This window comes from Ensifer sp. MJa1 (assembly GCF_037026475.1).
GTDB lineage: Bacteria > Pseudomonadota > Alphaproteobacteria > Rhizobiales > Rhizobiaceae > Ensifer.
The window spans coordinates 1-24,245 of the sequence record NZ_JAKUMO010000026.1 but is presented as its reverse complement, the minus strand read 5'-3'; the positions used below and the strand labels follow the sequence as shown (position 1 = coordinate 24,245).

The 24,245-nt window shown below is 62.8% G+C and carries 20 protein-coding genes and 1 pseudogene; 10 read left to right on the top strand and 11 right to left on the bottom strand.

Translation table 11 applies throughout. The features are described 5' to 3' along the window. Positions 1–27: 27 nt before the first annotated feature. The 5 genes from MKZ91_RS26585 to MKZ91_RS26565 all read right to left on the bottom strand — a co-directional run bounded on the left by MKZ91_RS26585 (position 28) and on the right by MKZ91_RS26565 (position 6,804). Positions 28–2,667 (bottom strand): bifunctional diguanylate cyclase/phosphodiesterase, encoded by a 2,640-nt coding sequence (locus tag MKZ91_RS26585; RefSeq protein ID WP_336174041.1) that lies wholly within the window; start codon positions 2,665–2,667, stop codon positions 28–30. Between the two features lie 153 nt (positions 2,668–2,820). Then, positions 2,821–3,006 (bottom strand): DUF3008 family protein, encoded by a 186-nt coding sequence (locus MKZ91_RS26580; protein WP_336174039.1) that lies wholly within the window; start codon positions 3,004–3,006, stop codon positions 2,821–2,823. Positions 3,007–3,123: 117 nt separating this feature from the next. Then, positions 3,124–4,743, bottom strand: a complete 1,620-nt coding sequence (locus MKZ91_RS26575) for a cisplatin damage response ATP-dependent DNA ligase (RefSeq protein ID WP_336174038.1) — start codon at positions 4,741–4,743, stop codon at positions 3,124–3,126. 3 nt (positions 4,744–4,746) lie between these two features. Further along, entirely contained in the window at positions 4,747–5,757 is a 1,011-nt protein-coding gene (locus MKZ91_RS26570; RefSeq protein WP_336174037.1) for a ligase-associated DNA damage response exonuclease, read from the bottom strand. A gap of 93 nt (positions 5,758–5,850) precedes the next feature. After that, a complete protein-coding gene (locus MKZ91_RS26565) occupies positions 5,851–6,804 on the bottom strand; it encodes a nucleoside hydrolase (protein ID WP_336174035.1) in 954 nt (317 codons plus the stop codon). 215 nt (positions 6,805–7,019) lie between these two features. Here MKZ91_RS26565 and MKZ91_RS26560 point away from each other — a divergent pair, with 215 nt between their 5' ends. Next, the gene (locus tag MKZ91_RS26560) at positions 7,020–7,679 is read left to right on the top strand and encodes a hypothetical protein (RefSeq protein ID WP_336174034.1); all 660 of its coding nucleotides are present in this window, start codon (positions 7,020–7,022) and stop codon (positions 7,677–7,679) included. A 98-nt stretch (positions 7,680–7,777) separates the two neighbouring features. Here the strand turns inward: MKZ91_RS26560 and lysS are convergent, their stop codons facing one another. Continuing rightward, positions 7,778–9,274: a lysine--tRNA ligase gene (gene lysS / locus MKZ91_RS26555; protein WP_336174033.1), complete on the bottom strand. Its 1,497-nt coding sequence runs from the start codon at positions 9,272–9,274 to the stop codon at positions 7,778–7,780. A 10-nt stretch (positions 9,275–9,284) separates the two neighbouring features. Next, a complete protein-coding gene (gene gltX, locus MKZ91_RS26550) occupies positions 9,285–10,742 on the bottom strand; it encodes a glutamate--tRNA ligase (RefSeq protein ID WP_336174032.1) in 1,458 nt (485 codons plus the stop codon). 257 nt (positions 10,743–10,999) lie between these two features. Between gltX and MKZ91_RS26545 the strand changes: the two genes are divergently transcribed. Together MKZ91_RS26545 and MKZ91_RS26540 are read left to right on the top strand one after the other, a co-directional pair. Beyond that, complete coding sequence (locus MKZ91_RS26545; RefSeq protein WP_336174031.1) at positions 11,000–11,347, top strand: ArsR/SmtB family transcription factor; 348 nt, start codon at positions 11,000–11,002, stop codon at positions 11,345–11,347. Between the two features lie 230 nt (positions 11,348–11,577). Next, positions 11,578–11,958 (top strand): VOC family protein, encoded by a 381-nt coding sequence (locus MKZ91_RS26540; protein WP_336174030.1) that lies wholly within the window; start codon positions 11,578–11,580, stop codon positions 11,956–11,958. 254 nt (positions 11,959–12,212) lie between these two features. On the opposite strand, the gene MKZ91_RS26535 is transcribed toward MKZ91_RS26540, so the two are convergent. From MKZ91_RS26535 to MKZ91_RS26525, 3 genes are all read right to left on the bottom strand, one after another. Beyond that, a complete protein-coding gene (locus MKZ91_RS26535) occupies positions 12,213–12,962 on the bottom strand; it encodes a TerC family protein (RefSeq protein ID WP_336174029.1) in 750 nt (249 codons plus the stop codon). Between the two features lie 113 nt (positions 12,963–13,075). Next, on the bottom strand, positions 13,076–13,915 hold the full coding sequence (locus MKZ91_RS26530) for an AraC family transcriptional regulator (protein WP_336174028.1): 840 nt from the start codon (positions 13,913–13,915) through the stop codon (positions 13,076–13,078). 102 nt (positions 13,916–14,017) lie between these two features. Next, positions 14,018–14,674, bottom strand: a complete 657-nt coding sequence (locus tag MKZ91_RS26525; protein ID WP_336174097.1) for a TetR/AcrR family transcriptional regulator — start codon at positions 14,672–14,674, stop codon at positions 14,018–14,020. Positions 14,675–14,884: 210 nt separating this feature from the next. Here MKZ91_RS26525 and MKZ91_RS26520 point away from each other — a divergent pair, with 210 nt between their 5' ends. From MKZ91_RS26520 to xylB, 5 genes are all read left to right on the top strand, one after another. Next, positions 14,885–16,105 (top strand): HlyD family secretion protein, encoded by a 1,221-nt coding sequence (locus tag MKZ91_RS26520; RefSeq protein ID WP_336174027.1) that lies wholly within the window; start codon positions 14,885–14,887, stop codon positions 16,103–16,105. 57 nt (positions 16,106–16,162) lie between these two features. Beyond that, on the top strand, positions 16,163–17,752 hold the full coding sequence (locus MKZ91_RS26515) for a DHA2 family efflux MFS transporter permease subunit (protein WP_336174026.1): 1,590 nt from the start codon (positions 16,163–16,165) through the stop codon (positions 17,750–17,752). 85 nt (positions 17,753–17,837) lie between these two features. After that, positions 17,838–18,950, top strand: a complete 1,113-nt coding sequence (locus MKZ91_RS26510; RefSeq protein WP_442892355.1) for a metallophosphoesterase — start codon at positions 17,838–17,840, stop codon at positions 18,948–18,950. Between the two features lie 167 nt (positions 18,951–19,117). After that, on the top strand, positions 19,118–20,155 hold the full coding sequence (locus MKZ91_RS26505; protein WP_336174024.1) for a LacI family DNA-binding transcriptional regulator: 1,038 nt from the start codon (positions 19,118–19,120) through the stop codon (positions 20,153–20,155). A gap of 51 nt (positions 20,156–20,206) precedes the next feature. Then, positions 20,207–21,661: a xylulokinase gene (xylB, locus tag MKZ91_RS26500; protein WP_336174023.1), complete on the top strand. Its 1,455-nt coding sequence runs from the start codon at positions 20,207–20,209 to the stop codon at positions 21,659–21,661. A gap of 32 nt (positions 21,662–21,693) precedes the next feature. Here the strand turns inward: xylB and MKZ91_RS26495 are convergent, their stop codons facing one another. Beyond that, positions 21,694–22,056 carry a nuclear transport factor 2 family protein gene (locus MKZ91_RS26495; RefSeq protein ID WP_336174096.1) on the bottom strand — a complete coding sequence of 121 codons (363 nt, stop codon included), beginning with the start codon at positions 22,054–22,056 and terminating at the stop codon, positions 21,694–21,696. 155 nt (positions 22,057–22,211) lie between these two features. On the opposite strand from MKZ91_RS26495, the gene xylA reads away from it, so the two are divergent. Together xylA and MKZ91_RS26485 are read left to right on the top strand one after the other, a co-directional pair. Next, positions 22,212–23,522, top strand: coding sequence for a xylose isomerase (xylA, locus tag MKZ91_RS26490; RefSeq protein ID WP_336174022.1), 1,311 nt, complete (start codon positions 22,212–22,214; stop codon positions 23,520–23,522). Between the two features lie 284 nt (positions 23,523–23,806). Next, a pseudogene (locus tag MKZ91_RS26485) lies at positions 23,807–24,245 on the top strand (sugar phosphate isomerase/epimerase); the annotation flags it as partial.

Genomic DNA, 24,245 nt, shown 5'->3' with positions numbered 1-24,245 from the left:
GCATTTCCCGCGCTCCTGAATGTGCTCTCAGGCCGCTCGCCAGCGGCGCTCGAAGGCGAAGGTCGCAAGATCGTTGGCGCTCATCGGCCGGGCAAAGGCATAGCCCTGCAGCCCGTGGCAGCCGAGCTCCTTGAGGATATGGGCATGTTCGAGCGTTTCGATGCCCTCGGCGATGACCTCGATGCCGAGCGAGGTGCCGATGTCGATGATCGATTCGACCAGGCGTTTTTCTGCGGGTGAATCGAGGATCGGCAGGATAAGCTGGCGATCGATCTTCAGCCGGCGCGGTGTCAGCTTCAACAGGCTGAGGATCGAGGCGTAACCGGTACCGAAGTCGTCGATCTCGATATCGATACCAAGCTCCTTGATCCGGCGAATGTTCGACAGCACCTTCACGTCGCTTTCATCGAAGGAAATCGATTCCAGCAACTCGAAGGAGAGGCGGCCCTTCGGGATCTGCAACTGCTCGAGGCGTTCGATCAGGTTCTCGTCATGAAGTCGGGCGTAAGAAAGATTGACCGAGACCTTGGGGATATGGATGCCACCTGCCTCCCAGCGGTAGACCTGGAACAATGCCTGCTCGAGGATCGCCTGGTCGATCGAGGCGACCACGTTGATATCTTCGGCCGTCTTCAGGAAGGTGTGCGGGCCGAGCAGGCCCTTGGTCGGATGATCCCAGCGCGCCAGCGCCTCCACGCCGATGATGTCAAGGGTTCGTGGACAGAACTGCGGCTGGAAATGGGCGATGAATTCGTTGTGCTCGAGCCCGCGCAGGATCTCGTCGGCAGTCTGCTTCGTCTTGAAGACGGCCGTCTTCAGCTCGCCGGTGAAGGTTTCGTGGCGGTTGCGGCCGCGGCGCTTGGCCTCGTAAAGCGCGATGTCGGCATTGACGAGCACGTGCGAAAGGTCGTCGGAGGGGCGCGACTGGGCGGCAATGCCGATGCTGACGCCGATGCGGCATTCCTGATCCTTGTAGCGGACGGGCACGCTCATGGCATCGATGATGCGGGAGGCGAGCCGCGCGTCCGGTTCCGTCCCGCCGTCCTGGCGGACGATGACGAATTCATCGCCGCCGATGCGGGCGACGAAGTCCTTCTCATCTGCGTTGACGCGCAGAAGCTCGCCGGCGTGGCGCAAGATCTCGTCACCGGCGGCATGGCCGAGCGTATCGTTGATCTGCTTGAAGCGATCGAGATCCATGTGGAAGATGCTGAGCTTCGCCTCGGGCGCAAAATGCTGATTGCGCTCGGCGAGCACCTGATCGAGGAAACGGCGATTGGGCAGGCCCGTCAGCGGGTCATGCAGGGCATTGAACTCCATGCGATGGCGCGCCGCCTCGAGTTCGACGCTGTGTGCTTCTGCCGTGCGCTTGGCTTCAAAGAGCGTTTCACGGGTCTCGAAGTCAGCAGTCACGTCCCAGTTGACGCCAACGATCTTCCTGCGACCGTCGGCGCCGATATAGGCGGAGCCGATCGCGCGAATGTGCCGCAAGCTGCCGTCGGCCAGGCTGATGCGAAAGTCCGAGTTGTAGGCGTCTCCCGTTTCCAGCGCTTCGACAAACTCGGCCTCGGCGCGCTGAAGATCCTCGCAATAGAGCGCACTGCTCCAGTCCTCATAGGTCTCGCGCTTTGATCCCACACGACCATAGAGTTCCCGCATTCGATCGTCCCAAAGCAACTTGCCACTCTCGATGTCGAGCTCCCAGATGCCGATCTGCGATGAATCCAGCGCGATCTTCAGGCGATGGGAGAGTTCCTGCAGTTGCGCCTTGCTGTGACGGAGGGCGCGAATGTTGCTCTGCCGCTCGCTCATCAGGCGCCCGGTCAAAACCATCGGCAGGATGATCATCAGGCCGCCGATGACGATCAGGCCGCGGATCAGCCAGGCATTGCCGGCCGTTGTCGGCCAACCGCCCTTGGGGGTGGCCGCAATCTGCCAGGAGCCCCCGGGCAATAGCACGGTCATCTCGACCGGCGACCGTTGGAAGACCCCGGGGTCGCCGAAGACCATCGGGCCTTTCGCACCACTTCCGTCGCGTCCGGCAATCGCTATGTCCAGGCCCAGTTCTTTGGAAAGGAGGCCGCTATCGCGATAGAGCCGATCGATGTCGATGATTGCCGAGACAATGCCCCAGAAACGGTTGCTGCCGCCACCCGCATCGATCGAGACCGGGAAGCGGCCAATCAGGCCACGTCCGCCCTGGACGAGGTCCACCGGGCCGGCAAGCACCATCTGGCCCGTGTCCCGCACACGCATGACGGCGGCGCGCTGCGCCTCATTCTTGCGGTAATCGAGCCCCAGCGCCTTCTCGTTTCCTTTGAGCGGGTAAACCAGCGAGACGATCAGATCGGGTGCAGCGGCAATGCTGCGCAATTGTGAGCGTTCCGTAAAAATGCTGCGCGAAAGCGTGGCAAAGCGGGTCTGGTCCATTCCCGGCTCGGTGACGAGCGTGCCGATCAGGCCGCGCACGAGTTGGATGTTGCCGTTGACATTGGCTTCGAGCTTCGAGCGGATCGGGTTGAGCTCTTCGGCGACCCGCGCACGCATGCGCGCCTCGGCAACGACCTGGTTCTGGTTGTCGGCGAGGATACCGGCCACGCAGACGACGAAGGCGGCAATGAGCGCCGGAAGATAGCTCGGCGTCAAAACCCTGGAGAGCCTCTTCATTCCGAGGTCGAAAGCATGTCTGGCAGGCACAAAACACCCCGGCGGCACGCGAATGGCTATGTCTTGAGCCGGATAATCCCAAAAGGGTCTTAACAATTCTTGTTTTAGGTTTCGCTTTTATTAGAGGCGCCGCTTTTGTTGGAGACAAAAGGATCAGGTGCCTTTGCGCTCGGGCAGGTTCTTGTGCTTGGTTTCCGCCAGGTCTTCGAGCTCGCCCTCAGTCATGGTTTTTTCCATGTCACGCGAGGCGCCCTTGAGGCTGGATTTCTTCACTTCGCCGCGCTTGGCGGCAAGAGCTGCGCCGGCTGCCCGTTGCTGGGCCCTGGATTTGGCTGGCATGGGACACCGCCTTTCGGTTGCTTGCCCTGTTCCAACGCATAGAGGTCGCGAGTGTTCCCGGCTCCCTCCCATGTCGCGGCGCGCGATGCATCACCGCTGCAAGCACGACGAACCGACCTAGGCGCCTTGTCGCGCTTCGATCATCGCCTGCAGCGTCTCCAGCCGATCGGCGTCGCGCGGCAGCTTGTCCGGCCGAAGACGAGCAATGCGTGGAAAGCGCATGGCGACCCCCGACTTGTGCCGCGTTGAGCGGTTGATGCCCTCGAAGGCGACTTCGACGACGAAGCCGAAATCGGGCTCGGCGCGTACGGCGCGAACCGGCCCGAAGCGCTCCGTCGTGTTGTTCCGGACGAAGCGGTCGAGGATCTCCAGTTCTGCATCGGTGAAGCCGAAATAGGCCTTGCCGACCGGCACGAGCGTTTCCTTGCCGTCGACGGTTGTCCAGACACCGAAGGTAAAGTCGGAGTAGTAGCTCGATCGTTTGCCGTGACCGCGCTGTGCGTAGATCAGCACCGCATCGACGTTGAACGGCGCGCGTTTCCATTTGAACCACGGCCCCTTGACGCGGCCGGGCGTGTAGGGGGAATCGAGCCGTTTCAGCATGATGCCCTCGATCACCGGGTCCGGCGGGTCGGCACGCAGCCGGTCGAGTTCCTCCCAGGACGAAAACGGAACCAGCGGCGACAGGTCGAAATGTTGCGGAGATGCGCTGTCGACCAGATCCGCGAGCGTCGTCCGTCGTTCGACGAAGCTTTTCGGGCGAACGTCGATGTCGCCGGAAAACAGAATGTCATAGGCGCGGATGAAGGCGGGATAGGCGTCGATGAGCTTGTGGCTGACGGTCTTGCGGTTCAGCCGCTGCTGCAGGTCGGCGAAGCTCCTGGTGGCGCGGTTGGTGCGGGTCGTGCCACCGACCAGCAGCTCACCATCGATGACGCCGGTAAAATCGGCTGCTTCGAGCACATCGGGAAACGCGCCTGAAATCTCGTCGCCGCTGCGGGAATAGAGCCGCCTTGTGCTACCGATATTGGCAAGTTGCACGCGGATCCCGTCCCACTTCCACTCGGCGACGAAGTCCTTCGGGTCGAGCCCGTCGAGATCGCCTTCGCCGACGGGATTGGCAAGCATCACCGAATGGAAGACCGCCGGCGTCGACAGAACGGGTTTCTCGCCCTGTCCCGAAAGCCAGCGGAAGAGCGGCAGATAGGGTGGCGACAGGCCGTGCCACAGCGTCTCGATTTCGGTGACGTCCTTGTCGCCCATCTCTGCAAGCGCCTGCTTGGCGAGCTTGGCCGAGACGCCGATGCGCAAGCCCCCGGTCACCAGTTTGAGGAAGGCGAAGCGCGCCGAAGTGTCGAGGCGGTCGAGCATGTCACGCACGACGCTGCGGACATCGGCGCGCCCCGTCATCTGCAGACGCTCGATGGCCGCGCCGAGCGGAATGTCCGATTGAACGGTGCCTACCGGCGGCTCCCAGACGAGCGAGACCGTTTCGGCGAGATCACCGACATAATCGTAGGAATACTGGAAGAGCACCGCGTCCATGCGCTCGAGCAAGAGGTCGCGGATCATTGCGGGCTTGACCGTGCTCAGCGACAGCGTGCCGGCGATCGCGGCCAGTGCATAGCCCCGGTCAGGATCGGGCGTGGTGTGAAAATAGTCGACGAGCAGGCGGATCTTGGCGTTGCGCTGCGGGCTCAGGACGAGGCGGTCGAGCAATTCAGCAAACGCGTGCATCGATCACTCTCCCTCGTCATCGTAGCCGACGAGATGCAACGGGCGCGCGGCGATGCCCTGAAGCTCGCACCAGCGCACCAGGGCTTCCTCCCGGCCATGGGTGACCCAGACTTCGCCAGGCGCGATCTCCTTGATCGTTTGCGTGAGCTCGGCCCAGTCGCAATGATCGGAGATGACAAGCGGAAGCTCGACGCCACGCTGTTTCGCCCTTTGCCTAATCAGCATCCAGCCGGAGGCAAAGATGGCGATCGGATCGGCGAAGCGCCGCGACCAGCGATCGGCAAAGGCGGCCGGCGGGCCGATCACGATCGTGCCTCTGAAATCCTGCTTCTCGTCGGCGGCAAGCGTTGCCGGGCGAAGCTCGCCGAGGTCGATGCCCTGGCTCTCATAGTAGTCGCAGAGACGCTGCAGGGAGCCGTGGATGAAGATCGGCAGGTGGTAGCCCGCTTCCCGCAGAAGAACGATCACACGCTGCGCCTTGCCGAGCGCATAGGCACCGACGACGTGGGTCCGCTCCGGAAATTGTGTCAGCGACGTCAGCAGCTTGCGTGTCTCTGCACGATCATCAGGGTGATGGAAGACCGGCAACCCGAAGGTTGCTTCGGTGATAAAGACATCGCAGGCGACCGGCTCGAAGCCGGCGCAGGTCGGATCGCGCCTGCGCTTGTAATCTCCGGAGACGACGATGCGGGTGCCGTTCGCACGAACCGAGATCTGCGCCGAGCCGAGCACATGGCCGGCGGGATGAAAGCCCACTTCGACGCCGTTGACATCAAGCGTTTCGCCAAGGGCGATCGCCTGGCTTGTGCCGCAAAAGTCGTCGCCATAGCGGATGCGCATGATGTCGAGGGTTTCACGGGTGGCGAGCACGTGGCCGTGGCCTGAACGGGCGTGATCGGAATGGCCGTGGGTGACCAGCGCCCTTTCGACCGGTTGCACCGGGTCGATGTAGAAGTCGCCGATCGGGCAGTAGAGGCCTTTGGGGGCGGGATAGAGGAGGGCGTCCGGTTTCATGGACTGAAAGATAGCCGGCGAACGCGCGTCCGCCAGCCATCCCTGTCAAGTTTTTCGAGGCGCAGCGCAAGCATCCGTTGCGCCTCGATCGGCTCAGCCGCCGAGAATGAGCGTGTCGCTGATCAGCTTCAGCGCGCGCGGGGCGTCGATATCGATGCAGGCCTTCTGGCTCGGCAGATCGTCCCACGGGCTCGGCGGGAAGAGCCGGTTATCCGGCTTCTGGATCGTCTGGCCGTCGGAGATGCCACCGCAGACGACGCGGATCGAGCCGCTTCTGACGGTGAAGAGTTCAGGGGCAACGACATAGGCGCAGGCGCAGCTGTCGTGCACGACCATGCCGTCCGGCACGTGCTGTTCGTAGAAGGTGACGTAGAACTTCGAGATATCGGCGAGCAGCTTGCCGGCTTCGCCGCCGCGCTCGGCGATATCGGCGATCATCGCCTTGGTCATCACGGTCTGGGTGGTGACATCGAGACCAACGACGGTGACCGGCCAGGGCGCCGTCATCACCGCGTCGGCGGCTTCCGGATCACCGTGGATGTTGGCTTCGGCAGCTGGCGTGATGTTGCCGTTGACGTCGAAGGCGCCACCCATGATGACGACTTCGCGCACGAGTGCGGCAAAATCCGGATCCTCGCGCAGCGCCAGCGCCAGGTTGGTCATGCGACCGACGGCAATCAGCGTCACTTCGCCCGGATGGGCGCGGACCGTGTCGATGATGAAGCGGTGCGCCGAGCGCGGGTCGACGGGCAGGTCAACCGTCTCGGGCACGTCGATGTTGCCGAGGCCATCGTCGCCGTGGATGAAGGTCGGCCAGCCGACATGCGGACGGTCGGGATTGAAGGTCTTGTCGAGGCCCTTGGCAACCGGCGCATCGATGCCCCAGTTCTGCTTCAGGAAGAGCGCGTTGCGCGTCGTGGTTTCGACCGAGGCGTTACCGAAGACGGTGGTGATGCCGATCAGGTCGATGGCCGGATGGCGGTGCAGGAAGAGCAGCGCCATCGCATCGTCGATGCCCGGGTCCGTATCAAATATGACTTTGTGCATTTTCGTTCTTCTTTTCTTGTTCTTGTGTTTGACGGCCGCAATGGAGGCAAGATGGCCACGAAAGTCAATCGCCCCCGGACACATGCAGCGATGTTGGCCAATCCGGCGCCGCTTTCACGTCCCGGCTTAAACTTTCCGAAAGGTCACTCGCCTACTCTTGGGGCGCGCCTTCGGGCCTTTCTGCAATTTCTGGATATGACGGCGGAGTCACCCTCGTGAAGGCTATCCTCGGCAAGATCAGGCCATCGAAGAGGCTGCTTGTCATCCTCGTGGCCGCTTTCGGCGTTTCGGCTGCATCGGGTGGAGCCGCGGTTTATGTCAGCCGTGACCGGCTGATGGGCGAGCTTAACAAGCCCAACCTGTCGGGCCTGGAATGCACGACGCTGCGTACTCTCAAACTTAGCCACAACGGCCAGCGCTGGATCCGCATGCACGTCAAGACCGATCGTGCCGACGGCGAAGCGCGCATGCGCACCGCGCTGCGCGTGGTCGGTGCCCTGGCAAAGGCCGAGAAGGCCGATCTCTACCAGGTCGTCGTGCTCGATGCTGCCGGCCCGGAAGAGCGGGCGCAGGTGCGGGGTACCGCGATCGGGGCGGAGGTGCTCTTTGCACCGGGCCCGCAAAGCGTTCCCGGCATGAGCGAAACCTTCCGTGCCTCCTACAATGCCGGTGCTGCAAATTCCGCCGGTGTGTTCCACGGCAAGACCGTCGATCTTTCGATGGACGATATCCGCACGATGATGGCGGCCATGGACGACCACTCCGCGTGCATCGACCCGTCGGCCGAGCCGGTTGCGGGGGAAGCGGCCGAGGCGCGCGGTGGCGAACACGAAGCCGAGCCGGCGAAGACGGCCGAGGCGCCCGCGGGACACTGAGACCACGCCCGCGTTCGGGCTCGGGACATTCACCTGAATAGCAAAAAGCCCGACGTTGACGCGCCGGGCTTTGTTGTTTGTGGCAATGTCGCCCCTGATCAGTCAGCCTTCTGGCGGCGGGCCGGGAAGAGGATGACGTCGCGGATCGACGGCGCGTTGGTCAGAAGCATGATCAGGCGGTCGACGCCAATGCCGAGGCCGCCGGCCGGCGGCATGCCCTGGTCGATGGCGTCGAGGAACTCGTCGTCGAGCTGCTTGGCCTTTTCGCCGCGCGCATGCGCCTGTTCCAGCTGCTCGACCATGCGGGCGCGCTGCTCTTCCGGATCGTTGAGCTCGGAGAAGGCGTTGCCCAGTTCCCAGGCGTTGCAATAGGTCTCGAAACGCTCGACGAGGCGCGGCTCGCCCGGCACTTCCTTGGCAAAGGGCGAGATGTCCTTCGGGAAATGCGTGACGTGGGCCGGCTGGATCAACGTCGGCTCGACCTTCTCCTCGAAGAGGAAGGCGAGGCACTCGCCCCAGGTCCAGTCCTTCTCGACCTCGAAGCCGGCGGCCTTGGCGGCAGTGCGGGCTTCTTCGTCGGTCTTCATCGCCAGGAAGTCGATCCCGGTTGCTTCCTTGACTGCGTCGGGCATCGGCACGCGGCGGAACGGACCCTTGAAGGAGATTTCCTTGTCGCCATAGGCAAACTCGGTCGAGCCGTGGATCGCCATTGCCAGCTCACCGAACATGCGTTCGACGAGGTCCATGATGTCCTCGTAGTCCGCATAGGCCCAGTAGCACTCCATCATGGTGAATTCCGGATTGTGCCGGGTGGAGACGCCTTCGTTGCGGAAGTTGCGGTTGATCTCGAAGACCTTGTCGGTGAGGCCCGAAACCAGCGTGCGCTTCAGGTACAGTTCCGGCGCGATGCGCAGGTACATGTCGAGCTTCAGCGTGTTGTGATGCGTCTTGAACGGCTCGGCGGTGGCGCCGCCATAGACCGAGTGCAGCATCGGCGTCTCGACTTCCATGAAGCCGTCGTTTTCCATGAAGCGGCGGATGCCGGAAACGATGCGGCTGCGTTGCTGGAAGCGCAGCTTCGATTCCTCGTTGGTCATGATGTCGAGGTGACGCTTGCGGTAGCGAATTTCGATGTCGGAGAGGCCGTGCCATTTCTCGGGCATCGGCAGCAGCGACTTCGTCAGCATGATGATCGATAGCGCATTGATCGTCAGCTCGCCGCGCTTGGTGCGACGTACGACGCCGGTAACGCCGATGATGTCGCCGATGTCGATCATCGGCAGCAGGCCGCGGGCCTCTTCGCTCGTCACGTCCTTGTGGCTGAAGATCTGGATCTTGCCCGATGCGTCATGGAGATCCATGAACATGCCGGAGTTGCGCGAGGAGTAGACGCGGCCGGCAACGGTCACGACATCCTGCGTCTCGGTGTCCGCTTCCAGGCCTTCGTACTTCGCGGCGAGGTCAGCATTGCTCATCGTCCGGTGGAAATGCGCCGGATAGACGTCGCCGATCTGCTCGCGCAGCAACTTCAGCTTTTGCGCGCGCACTTCGGTTGCGTCGGAGGAGAGGCCAGTTGTTTCGGTCTTGTCGTTCATCGTGCTCTCCTTACTTTCCGCTGCCGACCATTGAGGCGACCACCTGGGACGCGACCTTCAGGCGCTGGCGGACCACGGCGCGGCCGAGGATTTCCATGCTGTCGAACAGCGGCAACGAGCGCTGCGACCCGGACATCGCGACGAACAACGGTGCGACGATCACCTTCAGCTTCTTGCCCATGCGGTCGGCAACGGCGCGCAGTTCGGCTTCGATCGATTCCTTGTTCCATTCGAGGATCTTTTCGAGATCCGGCTGAACGGTGTTGAGGACTTCGAGCAGTTCTTCCGGTGTCGACTTGACGCCGGCAAAGGCTGACGGCTGCAGGCCGAGGTCGGACTTGAACAGGAAGCTTGCGAGATCGGGCAGTTCGCCGAGCTTCGAAATGCGCGACTGGCTGAGCTTCAGGCCCTGCTTCAGGCGGTCGTTTTCCATCGCCCAGGCAAGCACGCGGGCGGCGAATTCTTCTTCGGTGAGCTTTTCGCGGATCCAGCGGGCGTTCAGCCAGTCGAGCTTCTGGATGTCGAAGATCGCGCCGGCCTTGGACAGGTTCTCCGGGTCGAACTTGGCAGCGAGTTCCTCGATCGTCAGCAGTTCCTCGCCTTCGGCGATCTGGATGAAGAACAGGCCAAGGAAGTTCATCAGCGCTTCCGGCAGGTAGCCGAGGGCGGTGTAGTAGGAGATCGACGTCGGGTTCTTGCGCTTCGACAGCTTCGACTTGTCTGCATTGCGCATCAGCGACAGGTGCATGAACTGCGGCGGCTCGAGACCGAGATACTGGTAGATCAGGATGTGCTTCGGCACCGAAGCCAGCCACTCCTCGCCGCGGGCGACGTGGGTGATCTTCATCAGATGGTCGTCGACGACGTTCGCCATGTGGTAGGTCGGCATGCCGTCGGCCTTGAGCAGGACCTGCATGTCGACCGCATCCCACGGAATTTCCACGTCGCCATAGACGCCGTCGTGGAACTTGCACGAGCCCTCGGTCGGGATCTTCATGCGCACGACATGCGGCTCGCCGGCAGCGACGCGCGACGTCACTTCCTCGGCAGACAGGTGAAGGCAAAGGCCGTCATACTTCGAGGGCTTGCCGGCGGCGCGCTGGCTCTCGCGCATCTGCTCGAGCCGCTCGGGCGTGCAGAAGCAGCGGAAACCATGGCCGTTCTCGACGATCTTCTCGACGTAAGGGCGGTACATGTCCTTGCGGTCGCTCTGGCGGTAGGGGCCGTAGGGGCCGCCGATATCAGGACCTTCCGACCATTCGAGCCCGCACCATTTCAGCGCGTCCAGCACCTTCTGTTCGAATTCCGGCGTCGAGCGGGTCGCATCGGTGTCTTCGATGCGCAGGATGAACTCGCCGCCGTGCTTCTTCGCGAAGAGGTAGTTGAACAGAGCGATATAGGCGGTGCCGACATGCGGCTCGCCGGTGGGGGAGGGTGCGATGCGTACCCGGACTGCTGAATTTGCCATGGTCTTTGCCCGTCTGACGTGCTTTTCGCCCCTTGCCGGAAAAGAAATCCGACCGCCGGGGCGCGCATTTTATGGGAAGGAAAGGCCCGCAAGGGTGCCGCAACAGCGGTATCGGCAGGCTATTCCAGTCGGCTCGGGTGAGACCATAGAACGCCGATCATGTCAACGGAAAGTGGATTGCGCGGCTTTTTGTTGACACTGCTTGCCGCGGGCGATAATGAACCGAAAGGTTATTTAACTGAAAGGTTTTTTAGAAAATGCCGGAGGATCGCTTGTCGACAACGCTCTCTGCCCTGGCCGACCCGACGCGAAGGGCGATCCTCGCCCGTCTCACGCTTGGAGAGGCGTCGGTCGGCGAACTCGCCGAGCCCTTCGAAATGAGCCTGCCGGCAATCTCCAAGCATCTGAAGGTTCTCGAGCGCGCCGGACTGATCAGCCGCGGCCGTGAGGCACAGTGGCGCCCCTGTCGGCTTGAAGCAGCCCCTCTCCAGGACGTCAACAACTGGCTCGACAGCTACCGCCGCTTCTGGGAGCAGAAGTTCGATCGTCTGGATGCCTATCTGCAGCAACTGCAGAAGGTGGATCCGGACACAGGCAAGAACTGATCGCCCGGGTCTTCCGCCATCGGCCGTTCTCCTGTATTGAGGTCCGGTCGAAAAAGGCAGGACCGGATAAGGTAAGCCCGGTCCCTTCGTCGCTATCTTGAAGCCTCGAAGCTCTGCTCGAACATCCCGTTCGAACCCACGACGTGGTTCCGATGCCCTTGCATCGGTCCGCGGCGGGGTATGCAGCATCGACGCAGTCCGCCGCGTTACTCGAACACGGAGACTGTGACATGCGACTGAATCATATCGACCTTCATAGCCCCGTCGTTGCCGAGACGGCATCATTCTTCCTCGATCACTTCGGCCTGACCCTTGTCGAAAAGCGCGGCAAGGATGCCTTCTATCGCCTGACCGACGGTTCGGGCCTGGTGCTCGTCGTCAGCGCGCCGATCACGTCGCTTGGTGGCGGCGATCAGGTGAGCCTTGGTGCCCAGACCTATCACATCGGCTTCCTGCTGCCGACGCGCGACGAGGTCGATGCGGCCTGCCAGCGGCTACGCGCCTCAGGCGTTCAGGTGAATGCGCCAAAGGATCGCCACGGCGCCTATGTCTTTTACGTGGTCATTCCCGGCAACATCCTCGTCGAAGTCGGGCATCGTCCAGGCGTCTGAGCCCGGACGGCGGCGCGAGGGGAACGTTTCTTTTGGCGAAGCGTTGTCCAACCAGAAGACGCAGGGCATGCCACCGGCAGGCTCGGCGGGAAGAGAAACGGTCCATATTCTCTTCCCGTTTATGGCTCGCGGTTGACGGCCGGTCGGGCCGGCCCCGCGTCTTCGTCAACTCCCGCAAGCAAAAAGGCCCCGCATCGCTGATGCGGGGCTTTTTCGATGACGCGATGATGCGATGGCGTGCGCCGCTGAGATCGTCAGTCGAGCTTGCCTGCTTTTCTCAGGCGGGCATTACGCGCCACCATGTTGAGGATTTCGACGATGGCCGAGAAGGCCATGGCCGCATAGATGTAGCCCTTCGGCACATGCAGGCCCATGCCTTCGGCGATCAGCGTCGTGCCGATCATCAAGAGGAAGGCGAGCGCCAACATGACGATCGTCGGGTTCTTCTCGATGAAGTTGGCGAGCGGGTTGGCGGCGACGAGCATCACCGTGACGGCGGCGATGACGGCGATGACCATGATCGGCAGGTGCGGCGTCATGCCGACGGCGGTGATGATGCTGTCGACCGAGAAGACGAGGTCGAGCAGCAGGATCTGGCCGATCGCGGCGCCGAAGCTGTTGATCGCCGATGTGGCGATGAAATCCTCGCCGTGATCGGCCGGGTCGACGTTGTGGTGGATTTCCTTGGTCGCTTTCCAGACGAGGAACAGACCGCCGGCGATCAGGATCATGTCCTTCCAGGAGAAGCCGTGGCCGAAGGCTTCGAAAACCGGTGTCGTCAGCTTGACGATCCAGGCGACGGTGCCGAGCAGGGCAAGGCGCATGACGAGCGCCAGGCCGATGCCGATGCGGCGGGCCCTTTCGCGATGCTGTACCGGCAGCTTGTTGGTGAGGATCGAGATGAAGATCAGGTTGTCGATGCCGAGAACCACCTCCATGACGACGAGCGTAACGAGTGCGACCCAGGCGGCAGGGTCTTGGGCAAGCAACAGGATATCCTGCATCGGCGATCTTCCTTTTTGGGTGGCGCGTCGTCGCGCAAGAATCGCCGAAAGTATTTAAGCAACACCGAAGAGGTGGCAAGCGCCGCCGCCCATTTGCAGCGGCGCTTTACCGTTTACGATTTGACGGGAATCCACAATTCAACGACGCCCATGCCCGAATGCGGATCGAAGCGCTCGTCGTAACGTTCAATGAGATCGGGTGTTTCGCCGTGCTCGAGACCCGACTCCGGCAGCCAGGTGCCGAAGATGTAATCGGCGGTCTTGGCGATCGAAGAGATATGGCTGCGATGCAGGAAGACGGCGTAACGCTGCCTCGGCAGCTTCAGCGTCGAAAAACCCTCCGGCAGGTCGCCGGCGTCGCCGACTTCGACGGCTGCCATGTAGCGGAAGGTGCCGGCCTCGCCGTCGCTGTCATTGCAGACGCCGTAGGCGATGTTGCCCTTCTGGGTGGGAATGTTGCCGAAGTGGCGGTTGAACCGCTGCCAGAGCGAGGGGATGCCCTCGGTGCGGCTATAGGCATAGGTTTCCGCCATCCCCGCCAAGAGCAACGGCGGGCTGTCTTCAAAGCGGGGCGGATCGATCTTGAGAAGGCGCGTGTCGTCCATCCTTAAAGGCTCCATCAGTTCGATGTTTCGGACATGCCTCTGCTTGCGCACCGTTTCCGGCGTCACGCCGAACTGGTCGCGAAAGGCACGGGTGAAAGCCTCGTGCGAGCCGTAGCCCGCATCGAGCGCCACCGAAAGAATGCTGATGGAGCCATCGGCCAGCGCGCGGGCGGCGTCGCTCAGCCGCCGGCCGCGAATGTAGGCGCTGATCGAGCGGCCGGTGACCAACCCGAAAACGCGTGAAAGGTGGAAGCGCGAGAGGCCCGCGGCCCCAGCGATTTCATCCAGCGATATGTCTGTCGCGAAATGGCTCTCGATGAACCAGACCGCCCGTCCGATGGCACTCATCCTCACTCCCTTGGCAGCGCCCTGTTGATAGGGTCTTGCCGGAAGGCGCGCTTGATCGCAATTGCTGGATTGTAACGCCGGACGGTTGCCGCGGGTTCGGGGTCAGTCCGCCTTTTTCTTCGGACCGTAAGCCGACATGAAAACGCGGACAGCGGCGGTCACCGTCGCCTCGATCTGTTCCTTGGGCGGCGCCGAACACATACCGCCGAACAGGCGGTGCTTGAAGAGCCCGGCCTGCGCCATTTCGATGAACTGGCGGGCGGCCATCTCGGTGTTGTCGATGTCGAGCGTGGCGGCCGTGACCTGGCGGTCGAGATAGGCCTTGAGCACGGTATAGCCGTTCTCCGGTGCCTCGCTGAAGAAGCGTTCTGCCAGGTGCGGCATGCGGTCGATGACGCCGATCACCATGCGCATGGAGCGGATGGTTTCTTCGGCCGTCATGCTCGTCGTCAGCGTCACGCCGAAATCGTAGAGCGATTCCTCGACGTCGTCATGATCGTTGAGCGCGTGCTTGGCGGTCTGGACCACCCGGGTCTTGCCCTTGATGATCAGCGCCTTGAACAGGTCTTCCTTGTTCTCGAAATAGACGTAGAGCGTGCCCTTGGAGACGCCGGCCTCGCGGGTGATGTCGTTCATGCTGGCGGCGTCGAAACCCTGGCTCAGAAAGGCGCGCCTGGCGCCCTCGAGAATCTGCTCGCGCTTGGCCGGGTCCTCGCCGGCGGCGTGGCGGCCGCCACCTGAAGAGAGATCGTCGTCCATGCCGACATCCGGCTGGATCAGGTCCTGTGTTCCGGTCTTTGCCGCGCTCATGATGGTCGCTTGTTTCCGTCCTGCTTGCATTAAATCTCAGGCATCGAACCGCGTGGTTCGATTTCCTCTTGATATGCGTCCAGAAAGGGCTTATGTCAAGTTCCAATCGAACCGAACGGTTCAGTTCGCTTCAGTAAACCTTAACCAGGCCGGTGCCCAATGTCTGCATCCAAAACGTCCAGTGCTGCCCGCGTCCGCCCCGTCGACGAGACCTTCGAAGCGCAGCCGGTTCAGGAAACCGCGCTCGAGGCAAAGGCGCCCGTAGCCGAGCAGGCAGCCGCCGCTCCGGCTGAAGCCAAGGAAGCGGCCCAGCCGCAGAAGAAGGCACGCAAGCCCATTTTGCCGGTGCTCGGTCTTGCGCTCCTGGCTGCCGGCGCCTGGTACGGTTACGACTGGTGGACCAACGGCCGCTTCATGGTCTCGACCGATGACGCCTATATCGAAGGCGACATCGCGACGATCTCGCCGAAGGTCTCCGGCTATGTCGCCAAGGTCGACGCCGTTGCCAACCAGAAGGTGAAGGCCGGTGACCCGCTGGTCACGCTCGACGATGGCGACTACCGCATTGCCGCCGAGCAGGCCGAGGCGAAGATTGCCACCCAGAAGCTGGCACTCAGCCGTTTCGACGCGCAGATCGCCGGCGCCAAGGCAAGCCTTGCCCAGAGTGAAGCACAGAAGAAGGCTCTCGAAGCAACGGTGCGTGGCGCCGAACTCGCGCAGAAGCGCGCAAGTGACCTCCAGTCCAAGGCTGTCGGTACCGTTGCTTCGCTTGACAACGCCGATGTGGCGCTCGACCAGGCGCGGGCAAACCTTGCCGGTGCAGATGCTAACATCTCCGCTGCCAATGCGAGCATCACCGTGCTCGAAGCGCAGCGCACCGAAGCCGAAAGCGAGATCCGTTCGCTCGAGCTTGTCCGCGACAAGGCCAACCGTGACCTCGGCTTCACCGTGCTGAAGGCGCCCTATGACGGCATCGTCGGCAATGTTTCGGTCCAGGTCGGCGACCTCGTTTCCGCCGGCCAGCGGCTTGCGGCGCTTGTTCCGGTCGATCAGCTCTACATCGACGCCAACTTCAAGGAGACCCAGATCGCCCATCTGGTGCCGGGTTCCAAGGTGAAGGTGCATGTGGACGCCTACGAGGATCACCCGATCGAAGCCACCGTCGCTTCGATCTCGCCGGCCTCCGGCTCGGTGTTCTCGCTGCTGCCGGCTGAAAACGCGACCGGCAACTTCACCAAGGTGATCCAGCGCGTTCCGGTTCGCATCACGATCCCGGCCGACATCCTGGCCGAAGGGCACCTGCGTGCTGGCTTGAGCGTCGTCGTCGATGTCGACACGCGCACGGCGCCGGACCAGACCAAGGTCGCCGCCACCAAGTAACCGGGCCCAGACGCCGGCGCGCCTGAACGGCGCGCCATCTCGCAAGGAGTGGCTGAGATGGCCGCAACGGCAACAGCAGGTTCGGTCGCGGTCGCCGCACCGAAGGTCGAGGAACATATGGATCCGAAGAGGCTGATCGCCTTCTTCGCCATGGTCGTCGGCATGTTCATGGCCATCCTCGACATCCAGATTGTCTCGGCCTCGCTCGCCGAAATCCAGGCGGGCCTGTCGGCCGGCTCGGACGAAATCGGCTGGGTACAGACCTCCTACCTGATTGCCGAAGTCATCATGATCCCGCTGTCGGGAACGCTGGCGCGCATCGTCTCGACGCGTGTGCTGTTCTCGGTTTCGGCGGCCGGCTTCACGGCAGCCAGCGCGCTTGCGGCGACGGCGACGAACATCGACCAGATGATCGTCTACCGCGCCATCCAGGGCTTCATCGGCGGCGGCATGATCCCGTCGGTGTTTGCGGCCGCCTTCACCATTTTCCCGCCGTCGAAGCGCAACATCGTCTCGCCGATCATCGGTCTCATCGCGACCTTGGCGCCGACGATCGGCCCGACGGTCGGCGGCTATCTCAGCCACGCCTTCTCGTGGCACTGGCTGTTCCTCGTCAACGTCATCCCCGGCATCATCGTTGCGACGCTGACCTGGACCTTCATCGACTTCGACAAGCCGGAACTGAGCCTCTTCAAGAAGTTCGACTGGTGGGGCCTGGCATCGATGGCGATCTTTCTCGGCGCGCTCGAATACGTGCTGGAAGAGGGCAACGCCAACGACTGGTTCAACGACGAACACATCGTCATCGGCGCGGTCGCGTCGGCGCTTGCGGCCATCGTGTTCTTCTACCGGGCCTTCAAGGTCGAATTCCCGGTCGTCGACCTCAGGGCCTTCGCAAACCGCAACTTCGCCTTCGGTTCGATGTTCTCCTTCGTGATGGGCATCGGCCTTTACGGCCTGACTTATCTCTATCCGCTCTATCTCGGGCGCATCCGCGGCTACGATTCGCTGATGATCGGCGAGACGATGTTCGTCTCGGGTCTTGCGATGTTCGTCACGGCGCCGGTTGCCGGCATTCTCTCGGGCAAGCTCGATCCGCGCGTGCTGATGACGATCGGCTTTACCAGCTTTGCCGCCGGCACCTGGATCATGGGGCACCTGACGGCCGACTGGGACTTCTACGAGCTGTTCATCCCGCAGATCCTGCGCGGTGTCGGCCTGATGCTCTGCATGGTGCCGATCAACAACATCGCGCTCGGCACCATGCCGCCGGCACGCATGCGCGGCGCCTCCGGCCTGTTCAACCTCACCCGCAACCTCGGCGGCGCGGTCGGGCTCGCGGTGATCAATACCATCCTGACCCAGCGCCAGGACTTCCACTATGCGCGGCTTGCCGAGCACGTGCAGTGGGGCAATCCGGAGGCGATGGAGCGGTTCAACAACATGGCCGCGAACTTCAACGCCCACGGTCTCGACGGTACGACGATCGCGATCAAGCAATTGGCTGCCATGGCGCAGAAGCAGGCGATCATCCTGTCGTTCGGCGACATCTTCATGCTGCTGACGGTGTTGTTCCTGTCGCTGATCCTCGGCGTGATGATGATCAAGAAGCCGCAGGGTGTCGGTCCAAGCGGCGGCGGACACTAGTCCCCCCAGGACAGGGCGCGGCTCTCGGTTTACGTGAGCTGCGCCTTGTTGCACACTCCCGTCCGCACAAGTTGAGGGCGGTGGCATGCGGCAACGGGTTTCGGCGGGCCTATCGAGACGGTCTTTCATGGCCGGCCTTGCCGGTGGGGCAGCGCTTGCTGCCCGCCACGCCCGCGCCGCCATTCCGGCGATCGACGCGACGTTCCTGTTTTCCAACGACATCCATGCTTGCCTCGTCTCGATCGAAGGGCTTGCGCCGAATTGCGCCGCGGAGGGCAAGACCGACGCCAATCTGCTGCGGCACGTGGCCTCGCTGAACGCGGTGCACGCGATGCGGTGGCCGGAAACGATTGCCGGAAAGCCGAGTGGGCTCGCCAGCGCCGGGCGCGAGATCGGCAAGCCGCTCGGCCTGGTGCTCGGCGGCGACATTACCGACGATGGCGGCGGCCAGGTGCGCCAACCGCGCGAAGGGCGACAGTTGCAGCAGTTCACCAGCCGCTACCAGGAAGGGGCGGGCCGCGACCGCGTCCACATGCCGGTCTTCGTTGGCCTCGGCAATCACGACCTCGATCAGGACGGACCGCCGCCGCATCTCGACTGGTATCGCCGGGAGCTGCGCGACTATGTCGAACTCAACCATCGCCAGACGGTGTTCTACAAGCCGCCGGTGCCGGTGACCAACTACGATCCACTTTCCGATTGCTATTCCTGGGACTGGGGCGGGCTGCACCTGGTGCAACTTCAGCGCTTCGGCGGTGACGAGACCAAGGGTGCGGTGAACGCTCTGCCCTGGCTGAAGCAGGATCTTGCGTCTTACGCCGGCGACGGTCGACCGGTGGTGCTGTTCCAGCACTACGGCTGGGACGCGTTTTCGACAGAGGTCTGGGACACCAAGGCGAAGACCTTCGATGACACCGGTGACGGTGCGCCCCATTGGTGGAGTGTCGATCAGCGCCAGGCGCTGCTCGACGTCCTCAAGGGCTATAACGTCATCGGCCTGTTCCACGGGCACCAGCACGAAACCGCGATGATCTACCGCCAGGGCGGGCTCGACCTGATCAAGCCGAAGGCCGCCTATATGGGCGGCTTTGCTGTTGTGCGCGTCACCGACGGCTTCATGGACGTGGTGATGGCCGAGGCAGGCGCGATGCATGGCGAGGTCGTGTTCACCGCTGCCTTCAGCAAGCGGCTTGGCTAGCGCTGGTTCCAGTCTCTGCGCTTTAGTTAAATCAATAAAAATCAATGCTTTAAATAATGGATCGTGCCTGGCGTCTGCGACCCAAGAGACGGCTGTTTTCATTGCCTTGACGATTTTTGATTTACGTACATCAAAAATTCCTCTAAAGGCTGTGCCCGGAGGAAAACATGCGCCCAACAGTTCACGACATCGCTGCGAGAGCGGGGGTCAGTCTTGCGACCGTCGACCGGGTTTTGAACAACCGACCGGGGGTGCGAAAGGTCACGCGCGACAAGGTCGAGCGCGCCATCGAGACGTTGGGCTACGTCCGCGATGTTGCCGCCGCCAATCTTGCCAAGAGCCGTAGCTACCCGTTCGTGTTCATCCTGCCCGAGGGCGACAACACATTCATGCGTGGCCTTGCGGCCGAGGTGGAGGCGGCACGGGCGCGGTCGGCTATCGAGCGCACCGCGATCACCGTTGTCTTTGTGCCCGCCTTCGATCCGGCAGCGCTTGCCGCAGCGCTCGGCCAGGCGCGCGATCTGGCTCCGGCAGGGGTCGCAGTGGTGGCGATCGATGCGCCCGAAGTGGTCGCTGCGGTCGATGCCTTGCGCGCAGACGGTATCGCCGTGGTGACGCTCGTTTCCGATCTGCCGGGATCGGCGCGCGATCACTTTGCCGGCGTCGACAACGTTGCGGCAGGCCGCACCGCCGGCACGCTCATGGGGCGGTTTCTCGGTGGACGAGAAGGCCCGGTCGCAATCGTCGCCGGCTCGATGCTGGTGCGCGACCATCGCGACCGTCTGGAAGGCTTCAGCGCGGCGATGGCCGAAAGCGCGCCCAGACACCGCCTCCTGCCGGTCGTCGAAGGGCATGACGAACCGGCCGAAGTCGAGCGCCTCGTTTCCACGCTGCTCGCCGCCCACCCGGATCTTGCCGGCATCTACAATCTCGGGGCCGGCAATCGCGGCCTGATCGAAGCGCTGGAGACGTCGGGCCGTCAGAAGGAAGTCTGCGCCATCGCGCACGAACTGACACCGCACAGCCGCGCGGCACTGATCTCCGGCACGCTTGACGCGCTGCTCAATCAGGACGCCGGCCATGAAGTGCGAAGCGCCATCCGTGTGCTGAGGGCCCGTGCCGATGGTCTTGCGGTGATCGGCGCGCAGGAGCGCATCCGCATCGAAATTTTCCTTCGGGATAACCTGCCGGTCGATCCGGCGTAGCGCTTTGAAATTACGCAATTCCTTTCCCGGAATTGCTCAAGGGAGGCAAGCATGTATCTCGGACTGGATCTCGGCACCTCGGGCGTCAAGGCAATGCTGATCGATGGTGACCAGCGCATCATCGGCTCGGCCTCCGGCGCGCTCGACGTCTCGCGGCCGCATCCCGGCTGGTCGGAGCAGGATCCGGCAGACTGGGTGCGCGCCAGCGAAGAAGCAATCGCCGGGTTGAAAGCGGCACATCCGGCCGAACTTTCCGCGGTCACCGGCATCGGTCTTTCCGGCCAGATGCATGGCGCGACGTTGCTGGACAGCGAGGACCGTGTGCTTCGTCCCTGCATTCTCTGGAACGACACCCGCAGTTTTCGCGAGGCGGCCGCACTCGACGCCGATCCGCAGTTCCGGGCGATTACCGGCAACATCGTCTTTCCCGGCTTCACCGCGCCAAAACTCGCCTGGGTGCGCGCCAACGAGCCCGAAATCTTTGCCAAGGTGCACTGGGTGCTGCTGCCCAAGGACTATCTGCGCCTGTGGCTGACCGGCGAGCATATGTCGGAAATGTCGGATTCGGCCGGAACCGCCTGGCTCGATACCGGCAAGCGGCGCTGGTCAGAGAGCCTGCTTGCCGCCACCGGCATGGACGAGAACCAGATGCCCCGCCTCGTCGAGGGGACCGACCCGGCCGGAACGCTGCGCCCGGAACTTGCCGCCCGTTGGGGCATTGCCGACGAGGTCGTGGTTGCCGGCGGTGCCGGTGACAACGCGGCATCCGCCTGCGGCATGGGCACGGTCGGCAAGGGGCATGCCTTCGTCTCGCTCGGCACGTCCGGCGTGCTCTTTGCCGCCAATGCCAGCTACCTGCCCAATCCGGCAAGCGCGGTGCACGCCTTCTGCCATGCGCTGCCCAACACCTGGCACCAGATGGGCGTCATCCTGTCGGCGACCGATGCGCTCAACTGGTATTCGGGCATTGCCGGCCGCAGTGCTTCTGACTTGAGCGCCGAACTCGGCAACGATCTGAAGGCGCCGACCGGCGTCACCTTCCTGCCCTATCTCTCAGGCGAGCGCACACCGCACAACGATGCGGCGATCCGCGGCGCTTTTGTCGGGCTCGGCCATGAAAGCAGCCGCGTGGTGCTGACCCAGGCGGTGATGGAGGGCGTGTCTTTCGCCATACGCGACAGCCTGGAAGCCCTTCGCGCCGCTGGCACGACGCTGTCGCGTGTCACGGCGATCGGTGGCGGTTCGCGCTCGCGCTACTGGCTGAAATCGATCGCAACGGCGCTGGACCTGCCGGTAGACCTGCCCGCCGACGGCGATTTCGGTGCCGCCTTCGGGGCGGCCCGCCTTGGCCTCATCGCGGCAACCGGTGCGGATCCGGTCACTACCTGCTACGCGCCGCGCACCGCCGAGACCATCGCACCCGACGCGTCGCTGGTTGCGGCCTACGAGGAGAGTTACCAGCGCTACCGTAGGCTCTATCCGGCGATCAAAGGTGCCGCGTCATGACGACGCTGCACCTCAAGCTGCGTGCCGCACGCTCAGCGGGCCGGAACCTTGTCGAGGAAGCCGGTGACCGACTTCAGGCGGCCGTTCTCGATCTCGCAGACATCCGTGCCCTCGATGACAGAGGGAACGCCTTCAGGACCCAGCGCCCAGGAAAAGCGGATCGTATCGGCAAAACCGTCGGCGTCACCCTTCAGCGAGAAGCGGAAACCGGGGAACTGCCCCTGGACGCCTGCGATCAGCGCATCGATCCCGGCGTGGCCGTCGCCCTGCATGATCGGGTCGCGATAGCTGACATTGGCGGTAAAGGCCTTTTCGATCAGGGCCGCGCGGCTTGCAACATCGGTGGCGTTCCAGGCGGCAATGTAGGCTCTAGCGATCGCGTTGAAGTCGTGCATCGAAGTGTTCCTTTCGTTTGGTCTTTCGATGCCCGAGATATCGCCGGTCGAGGGAATGAAACCAATTACCTTCCACGTAATGGCCGCACGTACCGCAGGGGCGACGTCGGCCGAATTCCATCCCATTCGCATCATCCTTGAGAGGAGCAAAACCCATGAGCACAGGATTTTTCGGCGATATCGCCAAGATCAAATATGAAGGCCCTGACAGCGCCAACCCGCTCGCCTTCCGCCACTACAACAAGGACGAGGTCGTTCTCGGCAAGCGCATGGAAGATCACCTGCGCTTTGCCGTCGCCTACTGGCACACTTTCGTCTGGCCGGGCGGCGATCCCTTCGGCGGCCAGACCTTCGAGCGCCCGTGGTTCAAGGACACGATGGACGCAGCGAAGCTGAAGGCCGACGTCGCCTTCGAATTCTTCGACCTGCTCGGCGTGCCGTTCTACTGCTTCCATGACGCGGATGTGCGCCCGGAAGGCAAGAGCTTCGCGGAGAACACGAAAAACCTCAACGCGATCGTCGATCATTTCGAGAAGAAGCAGGCCGAGACCGGCGTCAACCTGCTCTGGGGCACCGCCAACCTCTTCTCCAACCGGCGCTACATGTCGGGTGCCGCGACCAATCCGGACCCGGACGTCTTCGCCTTCGCCGCGGCGACAGTGAAGACCTGCCTCGACGCGACCAAGCGCCTCGGCGGCCAGAACTACGTACTCTGGGGCGGGCGCGAAGGCTACGAGACCCTGCTCAACACCGACATGAAGCGCGAGCTCGACCAGCTCGGCCGCTTCGTCAATCTCGTCGTCGAGTACAAGCACAAGATCGGCTTCAAGGGCGCGATCCTGATCGAGCCGAAACCGCAGGAGCCGACCAAGCACCAGTATGACTATGACGTCGCGACCGTCTACGGCTTCCTGAAGAACTACGGTCTGGAAAACGAGGTCAAGGTCAACATCGAGCAGGGCCATGCGATCCTTGCCGGCCACTCCTTCGAGCACGAGCTGGCGCTCGCCAATGCGCTCGGCATCTTCGGTTCGATCGACATGAACCGCAACGACTATCAGTCCGGCTGGGACACCGACCAGTTCCCGAACAACGTGCCGGAAATGGCGCTCGCCTATTACCAGGTTCTCGCAGGCGGTGGCTTCAAGACCGGCGGCACCAATTTCGATGCCAAGCTGCGCCGCCAGTCGATCGATCCGGAAGACCTGTTGATCGGTCATATCGGCGGCATGGACTGCTGCGCCCGTGGCCTGAAGGCGGCGGCAAAGATGATCGAGGACAAGGCGCTGTCGGCGCCGCTTGATCAGCGTTATGCCGGCTGGCAGGTGCCGGAAGCCAAGAAGATGCTCGACGGTGGTTTCTCGCTGGAAGAAATCGAAGCCTGGGTGCTGAAGTCGGATCTCAACCCGCAGCCGAAGTCCGGCAAGCAGGAGTTGCTGGAAAACGTCGTCAACCGCTACGTCTGAGTGGATCCTGGATGCGGCGGCCCAGAGGTTCTCGGGCCGCCGTTTGTTTGCAAGCGCCTGCCACCCTGGTTTGCATTTTTTCGTATATGGCTTCGCAAGATGAAAACGATTACAAATCTTCCGAGAATCTCCGACCTTGGCTGTTGCCCCCTTCAGAAAATCTGCTAGCTTCGGCGCCTGCAACGTTTCAGGTCCATCGGCTTCGGCGAAAACAGGGCGTCCTGGCACCCCGATCGCTGACTTGCGGATGGGCCGACAACCGTTCCATCGGGAGGAAAATCGGGATGAAGACGATCAAGGGGCCAGGGCTCTTTCTTGCGCAGTTTGCCGGCGATGCGGCGCCGTTCAATTCCTGGGACGCGATCACCAAATGGGCAGCCGACTGCGGCTACAAGGGTGTGCAGGTTCCAAGCTGGGACGCGCGGCTGATCGACCTCAAAAAGGCGGCGACCTCCAAGACCTATTGCGATGAGTTTGCGGGTGTTGCGCGCGACAACGGCGTCAAGGTGACCGAGCTTTCGACCCATCTTCAGGGCCAGCTTGTCGCCGTGCATCCGGCCTATGACGAAGCCTTCGATGGTTTCGCGGCACCCGAGGTGCGCGGCAATCCCAAGGCGCGGCAGGCCTGGGCGGTGGAGCAGGTGAAGCTGGCACTGACCGCCTCGAAGAACCTCGGGCTGAATGCGATGGCGAGCTTCTCCGGCGCGCTTGCCTGGCCCTTCG